Here is a 12,534-nt window from a genome sequence, read left to right as displayed (position 1 = left end):
CGCTCACAATGTCGACAGTCACCATCGAGCAGGCGGATGGCCTGCCGCTGCCGCAGCGTCGATGGGCCATCCTCACCATTGCGCTCGGCATCACCATGTCCGTGATCGACGGCGCCATCGCCAATGTGGCGCTGCCGACGATCGCGGCCGACCTCGATGCAAGCCCCGCCTTCTCGATCTGGATCGTCAACGGCTATCAGCTCGCGATCACCATCTCGCTGCTGCCGCTGGCCTCGCTCGGCGAGATCGTCGGCTATCGGCGTGTCTATCTGGCGGGACTTGCGCTGTTCACCCTAGCTTCCGCACTTTGCGCCGTGGCGCACTCGCTGCCGCTGCTGACCGTCGCACGCATCGTCCAGGGTTTTGGCGCGGCCGGTATCATGAGCGTCAACACCGCGCTGGTGCGCTTCACTTATCCGCATGCGCTGCTTGGGCGCGGCATCGCGCGCAACGCCCTCGTCGTGGCGGTATCGGCCGCGATCGGGCCGACGTTGGCCTCGGGCATCCTGGCCGTGGGAAGCTGGCCCTGGCTGTTCGCGATCAACGTGCCGATCGGTGCGGCCGCGGTTGCGCTCGGCGCGCGCTGCCTGCCGCACACGCGTCTGGCGGCGCATTCATTCGACTGGCAAAGCGCGGGCCTAAGCGCCGTCACCTTCGGCGTCGGCATTTTCGCCGTCGACAGCGTCGGCCATGGCGAGCCGCTCCTCACCTGCATGATCGAATTCGCCGTCGCCGCGATCGCGGGCGCCGCCCTGATCTGGCGCGAGACGCATATGGCTGTGCCGCTGCTGCCGGTCGATCTCCTGCGCATCCCGATCTTCGCCCTGTCGCTCGCGACCTCGATCGCCTCGTTCTGCGCCCAGATGCTCGCCTTCGTCGCGATCCCGTTCTACCTCCAAAGTCGCTTCGGCTATTCAGCTGTGCATATGGGCCTTCTGATCACGCCCTGGCCGATCACGGTGGCGTTCGCCGCCCCGCTTGCCGGGCGCCTCGTCGAGCATTATCCGGCCGGCTTGCTCGGCGGCATTGGCCTTTTGCTGTTCGCAGGGGGGCTCGCCTCGCTCGCGATGCTGCCAGATCTGCCCGGGGCCTTCGACATCGCCTGGCGCATGGCACTCGCCGGCTTTGGCTTCGGCCTGTTCCAAACACCGAACAACCGCACGATGATCGCGGCCGCCCCGCGCGAGCGCTCCGGCGGCGCCAGCGGCATGCTGGGCACCGCCCGCCTGCTCGGCCAGACCACTGGCGCGGCGCTGGTCGCACTGTTCCTCGGCCGCTACCCGCAGGAGGGCACCAGGATCGCGCTGCTCGCCGGCGTCGGTTTTGCCCTGTGCGGCGCGCTGCTCAGCATGCTGCGTCTGTCCCCCGCGGGCGCGCGCGGCGCCGAGCATGTCCGAATTCAGGAAGGACAGCGGATGAAGGGAGAGTAAATCGGTCCCTATCGCCGGTCACAAAAAAGGCCGGCTTTTCAGCCGGCCTTTTCAAATCGTCACTCGCCGATCAAACCTTGACCAGCGGCCCCTTGGAGGTCGGCCCCTTCGAGCCGCCAGGACCGCCCGGCTTCGACTTGCCCGGCGGGCGCTTGCGGGCGCCCGGGAGCTTCTCCTGCTTCGGCGTAACCGGGCCCTCGACAAACTCGAAGCCGATCTTCTCCTTGGTCTCGTCGGACTCGTCCTTGACCAGAACGACGCGAACGTGACCGCCACCTTTCAGCTTGCCGAACAGCACCTCGTCAGCCAGCGGCTTCTTGATGTGCTCCTGGATCACGCGGGCCATGGGACGTGCCCCCATCTGCTCGTCATAGCCGTGCTGGATCAGCCAGGCCTTGGCCTCCTCGGACAGCTCGATTGTGACGTCGCGGTCGCCGAGCTGCGCCTCGAGCTGAAGCACGAACTTCTCCACGACCGTACCAATCACCTCGACGCTGAGATGGCCGAACGAGACGATGGCATCGAGGCGATTGCGGAATTCCGGCGCGAACTGCCGGTTGATCGCCTCGTGGTCGTCGCCTTCGCGCTTGGAGCGGGTGAACCCGAACGCCTGCTTGGCGAGATCCGCTGCGCCCGCATTGGTGGTCATGATCAGGATCACGTTGCGGAAGTTAACCTGCTTGCCGTTGTGGTCGGTGAGCCGACCATGATCCATGATCTGGAGCAGCACGTTGTAGAGGTCTGGATGCGCCTTCTCGATTTCGTCGAGCAGCACCACGCAATGCGGATGCTGGTCGACGCCATCGGTGAGCAGGCCGCCCTGGTCGAAGCCGACATAGCCGGGAGGCGCGCCGATCAGGCGCGACACGGTGTGCCGCTCCATATATTCGGACATGTCGAAGCGCAGGAGTTCGACGCCCAGCGCGGCCGCGAGTTGCTTGGCGACCTCGGTCTTGCCGACGCCGGTGGGGCCCGAGAACAGGTAGCAGCCGATCGGCTTCTCCGGCTCGCGTAGGCCCGCGCGTGCGAGCTTGATCGAGGCGGCGAGCGACTCGATCGCCTTGTCCTGGCCGAACACGGTGCGCTTCAGGGTCTGCTCGAGATGCTTGAGCACCTCGGCATCGTCCTTCGACACGCTCTTCGGCGGAATCCGCGCCATCGAAGCGATCGTGGTCTCGATCTCCTTGATGCCGATGGTCTTCTTGCGCTTGTTCTCGGCGACCAGCATCTGCGCCGCACCGGACTCGTCGATCACGTCGATCGCCTTGTCCGGCAGCTTGCGGTCGTGGATGTAGCGCGAGGAGAGCTGCACCGCGGCCTCGATCGCCTCATTGGTGTACTTCAGCCGGTGGTAGTCCTCGAAATACGGCTTGAGGCCCTTGAGGATCGCGATGGCGTCCTCGACCGTCGGCTCGTTAATGTCGATCTTCTGGAAGCGCCGCACCAGCGCGCGGTCCTTCTCGAAGTGCTGGCGATATTCCTTGTAGGTGGTCGAGCCCATGCAGCGGATCGTGCCCGAGGCAAGCGCCGGCTTGAGCAGGTTCGAAGCGTCCATCGCCCCGCCCGACGTCGCGCCCGCACCGATCACGGTGTGGATCTCGTCGATGAACAGGATCGCGTTGGGATGCGCCTCGAGCTCCTTGAGCACCTGCTTCAAGCGTTCCTCGAAGTCGCCGCGATAGCGCGTGCCCGCGAGCAGCGTGCCCATGTCCAGCGAGAACACGGTCGCGGCCGCCAGCACCTCCGGCACCTCGCTGTCGACGATGCGCTTGGCGAGGCCTTCCGCGATCGCGGTCTTGCCGACGCCGGCCTCGCCCACGAACAGCGGATTGTTCTTCTGCCGGCGGCACAGCACCTGGATCGCGCGGTTGATCTCGGAGTTGCGTCCGATCACCGGATCGATCTTGCCGTCGCGCGCCTTCTTGTTGAGGTTGACGCAATAGGTCTCGAGCGCCTCGCCCTTCTTCTTGGCGTCCTCGTTGCCCTTGGCCTCGGTCTCCTCGTCGACGCCGCGCACGGGCCGCGCTTCGGAGACGCCCGGCCGCTTGGCGATGCCGTGGCTGATGTAGTTGACCGCGTCATACCGCGTCATGTCCTGCTCCTGCAGGAAGTACGCGGCATGGCTCTCGCGCTCGGCGAAGATCGCGATCAGGACGTTGGCGCCGGTCACCTCTTCGCGTCCGGACGATTGCACATGGATCACCGCGCGCTGGATCACGCGCTGGAAACCGGCAGTCGGCTTGGCGTCGTCGGCGCCATCCGTCACCAGGTTCTCGAATTCTGTCTCAAGGTAGTTGACGAGGCTCGTACGGAGCTTGTCGAGATCGACGCTACAGGCGCGCATGACGGCGGCTGCATCGGAGTCGTCGATCAAGGAGAGCAAAAGATGCTCGAGCGTCGCGTATTGGTGATGACGCTCGTTTGCGATCGCCAGCGCACGATGCAGGGATTGTTCAAGGCTTTGGGAAAAAGTCGGCATTCGCGTCCTCTATGGCCCCCACCATCATGATCGTCATCGCCCGGTCAGGCAACAACAACCTTTGTCACATATAGTTATACAAGATCGCGGCGAAAGACCGGTTCCGCGGCAGCTAGCCACCTGGGCTATTTTCGATGCAAAACCCGTTCCGATTTGGGCGGGATTGGAGCCGGTGCAGAAGTCCGTAATCTTGCCGACTGCAACGGTCATCGCGCGCGCAGCCGTCACGGCTTACACAAGAGCCGGCTTCAAACGCGTCGCAAGGCGTCTTACTTCTTTTCCATCACGCATTGCAGCGGATGCTGGTGCTTGCGGGCGAAATCCATCACCTGCGTCACCTTGGTCTCCGCGATCTCGTAGGTGAACACGCCGCACTCCCCGATGCCATGATGATGGACGTGCAGCATGATCTTGGTCGCCGCCTCGACGTCCTTGTTGAAGAACTTCTCCAGCACATGGACGACGAATTCCATCGGCGTGTAGTCGTCGTTCAGGATCAGCACGCGGTACAGGTTGGGCCGTTTGGTCTTGGGCTTGACCTTGGTGATGACCGAAGTGTTCGGACCCGACGGGGTGCCCGAACGGTTCTCGTCATTGCTCATGCGAGGAACGTCGGCAGCGGCTGGCGCGGAGAGGTCGAGTCTGGAAGTCAATTGCGGCATGGCTCAGGCGTTCAAATTCCCCACGGAAGCGAATGGCGGTCGCCGCGCGACCCCGCCCTTCGGAGCCTGGCGCAGGCGCGCCGCCTTGTTGGATCGCCGCTCCCGACAAATCCGGTTCAAGCCGGACCGTTCACCGGCAATATGGGCCTGCCCCCGGCTGGCCGCAAGCATGTGAGGTTCGGCCGATGCGGCAGCGGCAGTCCCGATTCCCGGTCCGGGCGATCCTGATCAGGTTAATCAATCCGGACCGATTTGACAAAAATTTCTGCCCGGCGCGTTTGGAACGTATTGACCAGGAACCTGGCCGTTGACCCGCCTGCGACGGATGGCTCCGGTTTTGTACGGTCCAGTTTACCTACCATTCAATGGCGTGGCGCGAAATCAGGCAAAACACAGATTTCGGGGATCGCCATGTCTCACCTGTCCCTCGTCAGCCGCCTTGGTCGACAGCTCGCCCGCTTTGCAGCAGCCGAGCAAGGCAATATCGCTGTAATCTTCGCCATCGCGCTGGTGCCGGTGCTCACCTTCGTCGGTGCCGCGATCGATTATAGCCGGGCCACCCGCGCGCGCTCGTCGATGCAGGCCGCCCTGGATTCGACCGCACTGATGGTATCCAAGGACCTGACAGCCGGGACTATCTCCCAGTCCGAGATCAACCAGAAGGCGGCGGACTATTTCCGTGGCCTGTTCACCGACAACGAGGCCGCCGATACGGTAGCGAAGACCAGAGTCCAGCTATCGGTCACCTACACTGCAGCAACCACGAGCGCGGCGGCGAAGATCCTTCTGCAAGGGTCCAGCTACATCGATTCCATGTTCATGCAAATCGCCGGCTACCCGACGCTGGGCTTCAGCACCTCGTCGGCCGCGACCTGGGGCAACGCCAAGATGCGCGTGGCGCTCGCGCTCGACAATACAGGGTCGATGGCCCAGAACGGGAAGATCACCGCCTTGAAAAATGCAGTCGCGGGTTCCGGCGGTCTCATCGATCAGCTCAGCAAGCTCAGCAAGAACGATGGCGATGTCTATATTTCGCTCATTCCATTCGCCAAGACGATCAATGTCGGCGCGACCAACTACGGCCAGAGCTGGATTGATTGGACCGACTGGCTCAATCCGCCCACCGCACAGCCTGCGAACACAATCGGGAATTACCAGGCCAGTCTTCCGATGAATTGGCATGCGGTGGGTCCCGGCGCGCGATGCCCCTGGTCGAACAGCAGCGGCGGCTTCTACTGCACAAGCGGTTCGGCAAACAACAGCTCGAAATACACGGTCAACGGCGTCAACGTTGTTCCGTCAAGCGGTTACATCTGCCCGAGCGTCGACGCCAATTCCCACACGATGTACAATGGCTGCTGGGAGAGCAAATCTGCAGGCAACGGAACGTTCTGCTCCGGCAGCTCAAGCTGCAGCTGCCCGTTGGACGCCTATGGCAATAGCGTCTCCGGCTGCAGTTGCTCAGGGAGCGGCAGCAGCAAGTCATGCACCGGCCCGCTCTATACCCATGATTGGACGCAACCTGGGCCGAATGACATCACACACAATCTGAATCAGCCCCGGGTCAGCGCCGTCGTCGGATTCAGCAACAACAAGTGGACTGCCACCAATTCGACCCCTACCGTTCAAAACAATTGGCAGCAGGCCTCCACCAACCCGATCAGCACTTGGACCGGCTGTATCGCCGACCGCACCCAGCCCAATGACGCGACAGGTACGTCCCCGTCGTCGTCCAACACCGCTACATTGTTTCCGGCCAACCAATACTTCGAGAACGGCACGGCCTATTGCAGCGACAGCGCTTCGCCTCAGCTCGAACCAATCATGCCGCTCACCTACAACTGGAGCACCCTGAAAGCGGCAGTCAACGCCATGCAACCTACCGGCGGCACGAACCAAGCGGTCGGACTGGCTTGGGCCTGGCAATCTCTGCTTCAGGGTAATCCGCTGAACGCCCCCGCCGAGAGCGGAACCGTCAGCACCACCTACAATCGCGTGATCATCCTGCTGTCTGACGGCCTCAATACCGAAGACCGCTGGCCGGCCTACGGCAACGGCAGCAATCAGACTACCACCTACGGCAACGCCACATTCCCCGGCTCGATTGACGCCCGACAGCAAGCGCTGTGCGACAACTTGCACAATGCCAAGGATTCCAACGGCGCATCGATGTACACGATCTATACGATCCAAGTGAACACCAGCGGCGATCCGAGCTCGGCCATCTTGAAATATTGCGCGAGCACCCCGGACAAGTTCTACGAGATCAAGAGCTCGACCGAGATCGCGACCATTTTCAATACAATCGGAACCGCGCTCAGCAAGCTGCGCATCGCGAACTGATCGACATTTCGACCAGCAAAAAAGCCCAGCTGATCAGCTGGGCTTTTTCGATTCCAGGAGGTAACGGAAAGATCAGTTCGCGGCGGGGGTGAACTTCGACACGATGGTCTCGACCGGCTTGAACGCCTGCTTGGCGAGGTCGCCATAGAGGCCGGCGATCTTCTGCGATTCCGCAACGAAGGTCTCGTAGGCGGAACGGGCAAAATCGGTCTGTGCTTCCATGGCCTTATCCAGCGACTTCACGCCGGAAAGCTTCTCGACGAAGGACTTGGTGTCTTCGAACGACTTCTTCGTATAGTCGCCATAGGCGCTGGCGATCGCCTGGAGGCCGTGCTGCACCGAGGTCGCGGAGGCAACGCACTGCTCGAACTGCTCTTTCCCGTAGTTCTGAAAGTCTTCAACCTTGAACATGTCGGAATCCTTTTCCCTGGCTCACGTCGGGAAGCCCCGGCTCCCTGACTTCGCCCAAAATTAGTGCAACGCACAAAAAAGTCAAGAATCTTGTGCGTCGCACAAAACTCGATGCAAATGGCAGAGATTCCTAGGGTTTCCCGCAAGGGTTCCTTAAGCTTTTGGAAACCGCGGCCCCCTACCCTGATTCCCTGGACGTGTTCACTTCCGCGAGCGGCCAAAAGCCGTTTGAGAACATCACCTTAGCCAGAACAGCGGCTCGGGTCCAACTGTCCCCCGCGGCGAACACCAGCGGAGGAACAGCCTGAGCAGGTAATGATCCCGGTCTATTGGGCACAATTTCGCCTCACGGGCCGGTGATCAAGTCAGAAACGGGGACGGGGTTCCATGCTTCGTAAAAACTTGTCTTCCTCGCGCTTGGCGCGGGTTGGCGTTTTCGGGCTTCTTACGGTCACCACCGCAGTCATCTTCACCACCGATGCAGCCGAAGCACGGCGCCATCGCCGACACTACGCGCACCACCGGGTCCAGCGCGATGTGTCCGAGAGCTCCAGCCCGAAATTCGCGTCCATCATCGTCGACGGCAATTCCGGCGCGGTGCTGCAGGCGACCAGTCCTGACGGGATTCGCCACCCGGCCTCGCTAACCAAGATCATGACGCTCTATCTGCTGTTCGAGCGCCTTGAGTCCGGCAAGATGAAGCTCGACACTGAGATGCCGGTGTCCCAGCACGCCGCCGACCAGGATCCGACCAAGCTGAATCTGCGTGCCGGCCAGACCATTCGCGTCGAGGACGCGATCAAGGGCCTCGTCACCCGCTCAGCCAACGACGCAGCCGTGGTGATCGCGGAAGCGATCGCCGGTAACGAGGACGACTTCGCCCAGATGATGACGCGCAAGGCGCGCTCGCTCGGCATGTCCCGGACGATCTACCGCAACGCCAATGGCCTTCCCAACGACGAGCAGGTCACGACCGCGCGCGACCAGGCTACGCTGGGTCGCGCCATCCAGGAGCGCTTCCCGCGCTACTATCGCTATTTCGCGACCTCGACCTTCAATTGGCGGGGACAGTCGATCCGCAACCACAACCACCTGCTCGGCAGCGTCGAGGGCGTGGACGGCATCAAGACCGGCTACACCCGCGCCTCCGGCTTCAACCTCGTCACCTCGATGCGCCGCGGCAACCGCCACCTGATCGGCGTCGTGCTCGGCGGCCGCAGCGGCGGCTCGCGCGACGCCATCATGCGCAACCTGCTCGCCGAAAATCTCGAGAAGGGTGCAACCGTCCACACCGTCGCCGCGGTCACGGAGCGAAACGGCGCCGAGGCCAATATCGAGGTCGCCGACGCGTCGGATGCTCCCCGCTCCGCCCCGCAGGTCCAGGCCGCTGCAGCGCCTGCTCCCGAGGCTGCCCCGTCGCGCCTTGCCGCGCGTCTGTCGACACTGGCCGCCGCGACTGCCGCGATGCCGCCCGCTCAGCCCAAACCCGAAGTTCGGCCGACGGAGTCCAAGGTCGAGCCTGCGCCGCTCACCAATGGCGTGATCTCAACCCAGCCGCTCTCCATCATCCCCGGCTCGTCCGAGCCGATGAAGCCGGTTCGGGTCAAGACGGTTCAGGTCAAGGCCGGCGCCGTAAAGGTCGCCTCCGCGGCCCCGGCTCAGGTCGCGCCGCCGGTCACCAGCACCATCCCGCCCCGTTCGGACGTCGCGGAAACCTCCGGCGCCGTCGTCGCCAGGGCGGATCTCGTCAACAAGCCGGAGGCGGTGACCCAGCCGGAAGCGCCGAAGGCCGAGATTGCCCGCACCGAACTGCCGCGGCAGCCGGCCGGCTTCGGCACCGGCAACGGCATTCTCGGGGTGCTGCCGGCCGCAACCGCCGCAGCGCCTGCTTCCGCCGCTCCGAAGCTCGCGTCCGCCGAGCCGGCGCCGCAGCCGATCCAGATGAGCGCCACCACGAGACCAGCCGTCACCCACAGCGGCTGGATCGTTCAGGTCGGCGCGCTCGAGAGCGAGAACGAAGCTCAGCAGCGCATCGATGCCGCCCGCAACTCGGCGCGCGGCTTGCTCAGCAAGGCCGACCCGTTCACCGAGCCCGTTGTCGCCAAGGACAATCGCAAGCTCTACCGCGCCCGCTTCGCCGGGCTCGAGCGCGACCAGGCCGAAGCAGTCTGCCGCACCTTGAAGCGCGCCGAGATCTCCTGCATCACCGTCCGCAACTGATCTCCTTCTCCATTGCAGACCAAATGCCCGCGCCTTGCGCGGGCATTTTCGTTTTGGGGCTGTGGTAATGCCGACGCGGTTCACGACAAGGGTTGTTCCACGACAACCTCTCGTCAAGGATTTACGGTTAAAACTTTGATTAGGGGATCGACCACGCCGACACAGGCGGGCGACGGCGACACAGAGCAAACGGAGCTCACGCGGTACGGGCGTTTGTAGCGTGGTGCCGGAGTTAGCCGTTATGCGTGCGAAGCAAAGTATCCTTGGCCTCGTTTACCCGGGCAGCGAGATACGTCGAGCCCCCCTGGTCGGGATGGAGTTTCTTCATCAGGGCCTTGTGGGCCCGGCTGATGTCGTCGCGCCCCGCGCCCGGCTGCAGGCCAAGGATCTGATAGGCTTCCTCCGCCGTCATTTTGCCGCTCGCCGCCGTGCGGCGCTGCCGCCCTGCCGCATCGCCCTGCGCGTTCTGACGCCAAGCGGGAAACCGGCGGTCCAGATAGCTTTCAAGTAAGGCCACGCTCTCGGCGTCGAAGGTCGGGACCATCGCCAGCAGGCCAGCGAGATCGAACTCATCGAGACTGCGCCCGGCGTGAGGCCCCGCGACGATCTGGCCTGAAAGCTGGCCAGAGTCGTGGTCGAGCCGCATGTCCAGGAATTGCGAACGCACCCGCGAGGCCTGCCCGGACGGGCGCGTCGCGCCGCCGCCGAACAGCCCTCCGACATTGCCGAAGCCGGCGTTCGCCAACGGCGTCCAGCCGAGCAGCCCGGCGCCAAAAATTCCGAGCGGGATCGCAACCGCCAGCTCGCCACGCAAGCCCGTGAAGGCCGCGGCCGCCAGCGCCAGCACGCCGCCGCCGAATTTGATGGTGCGCGCCAGCACCGCCGGATTGGCGGAGCGGAACATCTGGAGCAGCATGTAAAGCGTGATAACGGCGACAGCGCCGGCAAGCAGGGTCATGGCCGGAATATAGTCGTCCTCTTGTCAAAAAGCATGGCGTTCACTGCCGCCGGCCTGACCGCTATTTCATCTGGCTGATCAGATTCGCCGCGCCGCTCACACTTCCGGCCAATTTCAACAACGCCTCACGTCCGCCGGCGGCATAGGCCGCAGCTGCCCGCAACAGCTCGCGCAGCTGCGCCGCCGCACCGGGATCGAACCGGCACCAGGCACCGCCAGTCAGGCGTGCGATCTCGCGGAAGGCCCGCTCGGCGACGGCGTCATGACCTTCCTGAAACACGAACACCGGCACCTTGAGCAGGCCGAGCTCGCCAGCTTTGGTGCAGAGCTCGTCGATTTCTTCCTCCATGGCATCGCCGACGAAAACCACGGCCCGCACGCCGGATGCAACCGCCTCGCGCCGGGCCTCGCTCAGCACCTTGCCGATCTGGGTGTCGCCGCCGCGGCAATCGATCTTGCTCATCAGCGTCGCCAGCTTGGCGCTGTCGGAGATCCAACCCGTGGCGCGGCACTCGTTGAAGCCGCGATAATAAACCAGCCGGACGTCGAGACTGCCGAGCGCCGCGGCCTCGCGAAACATGTCGGCCTGGAGCGCGCAGGCCATGTCCCAGGTCGGCTGCCGGCTCATCGTCGCATCCAGCGCAAAGATCAGCCGTCCCTTCGCGCCCGGTGCATGCGGTGACAGGGCCCGCGCCTTGGCGACGAAGGCGGCGATGTCTTCCGAGGTGGAGGTCCCCGCTTGCGGCAACGCGCCGTCTGCTTGCGCCGAGACGGCATCGCGACCGCGCGGTTTGTTGGGTTCGCCCGACATCGCTTGCACCTTGCGTGAACGCTAATGTGGTCGGCGCATGCGGCCCGGTCAATGCGCAAAGCCTCCGCGGGCGGGCGCCGGCGGAGGCTTTGACGGTCGTTACAGTCGAGCGGCGATGTCAGCCCTTGTACGTCAGCTCTTGGCAGGTGCCATCAGCGCGACCGGGCCAGGCTCGAGGATCTTGGGCGGGGCCGATTGCGTGTCGACCGGCGCCACCTCGCTGTCCGTCGCGCTCAGGAACTTGTCGAGCATGCTCTGGATCGAGCTTTTGGCCGCATCCGGACCGGTGTCGCGCATGTCATTGTGCTGGAATTCGGTCTTCACGACCTGGATGCCCGCCTTCTCGCATTCCTCGTCGGTCGGGAGCACGCCTGCGTCGGTCTTGAACTGTGGATCCTGCGAGCGGAACGAGAGGATCTTGAACTTGCCGGCGGTGACGAAGGGCACGCGCAGATTGTCGAGCGTGACGACCTTCTTGACCTCGTCCGGATACTGCTTGGCGAAGTACATCGTGATGTCGCCGCCCATGGAGTGACCGACCATGGTCACCTTGTCATAATCGGCGTTGGGCTGAACCTTCTTCATCTCCTGCATGGCGAGATGGATGTTGGCGACGCCGCGCAGGATCTGCGGCAGCCGGCCGACGTAGAGTTCGCCGGGCTTGGTGACCATCGGAGGATCGGTCGGCAAATCATGCTGCGGGCTCACGACCATGTAGCCGCGCGCGGCGAAGATATTGGCGAGGAAGCCGTACTCGGTGTTCTTGACGGTGTTGCCGTGGTTGATCACGGCGACCGGCAGCGTGATCATGCCGGCATTGGCCTGCAATTCCTTGTCGCGGCGCACCGCGATGTCAACGGGAACCGGGCGGTTATCGCGGGAGGCATCGTAAAAGGTGATGGTCTCGTGCTTGATCGCCCACTTGCTCGCCGTGAAATAGGCGATGCCGCAGAGGGCACTGACCGAAACCAGAACGGCAATTCCACGCTTCATTTTCGTCCTCAGCCTCAGGCTTAGCGGCCTGAATCCCTGTTGAAAATCGTGTTCTTCCGGGGCTCTTCGGCCCCTGGTCGCCTATTCCCTAATATATGTCACAGGAGCGTGACAGGAAGGCTAAATATTGTGAGCCGGCCGCCCTTTCATTGTGCGTCGCACACTTTTGTTGAGCACCCCATTCTATACCGCTACGTCAGGGTGCAGGTCACCATTCGACGCAACCG

Annotated in this window: 9 protein-coding genes; 3 read left to right on the top strand and 6 right to left on the bottom strand. The window is 63.5% G+C overall.

The genetic code is table 11. The annotated features are described in order from the left end of the window. Window positions 1–8 precede the first annotated feature (8 nt). Complete coding sequence (locus P6U29_RS18825; protein ID WP_407118926.1) at window positions 9–1,430, top strand: MFS transporter; 1,422 nt, start codon at window positions 9–11, stop codon at window positions 1,428–1,430. A gap of 70 nt (window positions 1,431–1,500) precedes the next feature. Here the strand turns inward: P6U29_RS18825 and clpA are convergent, their stop codons facing one another. Both clpA and clpS read right to left on the bottom strand, forming a co-directional pair. Next, window positions 1,501–3,909 (bottom strand): ATP-dependent Clp protease ATP-binding subunit ClpA, encoded by a 2,409-nt coding sequence (clpA, locus tag P6U29_RS18820; RefSeq protein ID WP_407118925.1) that lies wholly within the window; start codon window positions 3,907–3,909, stop codon window positions 1,501–1,503. A 269-nt stretch (window positions 3,910–4,178) separates the two neighbouring features. Beyond that, a complete protein-coding gene (gene clpS / locus P6U29_RS18815) occupies window positions 4,179–4,511 on the bottom strand; it encodes an ATP-dependent Clp protease adapter ClpS (protein WP_212377472.1) in 333 nt (110 codons plus the stop codon). A gap of 471 nt (window positions 4,512–4,982) precedes the next feature. Between clpS and P6U29_RS18810 the strand changes: the two genes are divergently transcribed. Next, window positions 4,983–6,914 (top strand): pilus assembly protein TadG-related protein, encoded by a 1,932-nt coding sequence (locus tag P6U29_RS18810; RefSeq protein WP_407118924.1) that lies wholly within the window; start codon window positions 4,983–4,985, stop codon window positions 6,912–6,914. A 72-nt stretch (window positions 6,915–6,986) separates the two neighbouring features. Here P6U29_RS18810 and P6U29_RS18805 read toward each other — a convergent pair whose 3' ends face one another. Next, window positions 6,987–7,325: a phasin family protein gene (locus P6U29_RS18805; protein WP_035709745.1), complete on the bottom strand. Its 339-nt coding sequence runs from the start codon at window positions 7,323–7,325 to the stop codon at window positions 6,987–6,989. Window positions 7,326–7,712: 387 nt separating this feature from the next. On the opposite strand from P6U29_RS18805, the gene P6U29_RS18800 reads away from it, so the two are divergent. Next, window positions 7,713–9,545: a serine hydrolase gene (locus P6U29_RS18800; protein WP_407118923.1), complete on the top strand. Its 1,833-nt coding sequence runs from the start codon at window positions 7,713–7,715 to the stop codon at window positions 9,543–9,545. Between the two features lie 232 nt (window positions 9,546–9,777). On the opposite strand, the gene P6U29_RS18795 is transcribed toward P6U29_RS18800, so the two are convergent. The 3 genes from P6U29_RS18795 to P6U29_RS18785 form a co-directional block, all read right to left on the bottom strand. Continuing rightward, window positions 9,778–10,503 (bottom strand): DnaJ domain-containing protein, encoded by a 726-nt coding sequence (locus tag P6U29_RS18795; protein WP_407118922.1) that lies wholly within the window; start codon window positions 10,501–10,503, stop codon window positions 9,778–9,780. Window positions 10,504–10,564: 61 nt separating this feature from the next. After that, the gene (locus P6U29_RS18790) at window positions 10,565–11,314 is read right to left on the bottom strand and encodes a VWA domain-containing protein (RefSeq protein WP_407118921.1); all 750 of its coding nucleotides are present in this window, start codon (window positions 11,312–11,314) and stop codon (window positions 10,565–10,567) included. 132 nt (window positions 11,315–11,446) lie between these two features. Then, a complete protein-coding gene (locus P6U29_RS18785; RefSeq protein ID WP_407118920.1) occupies window positions 11,447–12,307 on the bottom strand; it encodes an alpha/beta fold hydrolase in 861 nt (286 codons plus the stop codon). Between the last annotated feature and the right edge of the window lie 227 nt (window positions 12,308–12,534).

The sequence above is a fragment of the Bradyrhizobium sp. LMG 9283 genome (genome assembly GCF_045571415.1).
Classification (GTDB): Bacteria; Pseudomonadota; Alphaproteobacteria; order Rhizobiales; family Xanthobacteraceae; genus Bradyrhizobium.
Note: the sequence above shows the minus strand (reverse complement) of the source record. Positions and strands in the feature narration are given on the sequence as shown.

Bases quoted from the DNA above. Each gene is read 5' to 3' on its own strand.
- P6U29_RS18825 (WP_407118926.1), top strand. From the start codon at position 9: ATGTCGACAGTCACCATCGAGCAGGCGGATGGCCTGCCGCTGCCGCAG.
- P6U29_RS18785 (WP_407118920.1), bottom strand. From the start codon at position 12,307: ATGAAGCGTGGAATTGCCGTTCTGGTTTCGGTCAGTGCCCTCTGCGGC.
- P6U29_RS18810 (WP_407118924.1), top strand. From the start codon at position 4,983: ATGTCTCACCTGTCCCTCGTCAGCCGCCTTGGTCGACAGCTCGCCCGC.
- P6U29_RS18795 (WP_407118922.1), bottom strand. From the start codon at position 10,503: ATGACCCTGCTTGCCGGCGCTGTCGCCGTTATCACGCTTTACATGCTG.
- P6U29_RS18805 (WP_035709745.1), bottom strand. From the start codon at position 7,325: ATGTTCAAGGTTGAAGACTTTCAGAACTACGGGAAAGAGCAGTTCGAG.
- P6U29_RS18790 (WP_407118921.1), bottom strand. From the start codon at position 11,314: ATGTCGGGCGAACCCAACAAACCGCGCGGTCGCGATGCCGTCTCGGCG.
- P6U29_RS18800 (WP_407118923.1), top strand. From the start codon at position 7,713: ATGCTTCGTAAAAACTTGTCTTCCTCGCGCTTGGCGCGGGTTGGCGTT.
- clpA (WP_407118925.1), bottom strand. From the start codon at position 3,909: ATGCCGACTTTTTCCCAAAGCCTTGAACAATCCCTGCATCGTGCGCTG.
- clpS (WP_212377472.1), bottom strand. From the start codon at position 4,511: ATGAGCAATGACGAGAACCGTTCGGGCACCCCGTCGGGTCCGAACACT.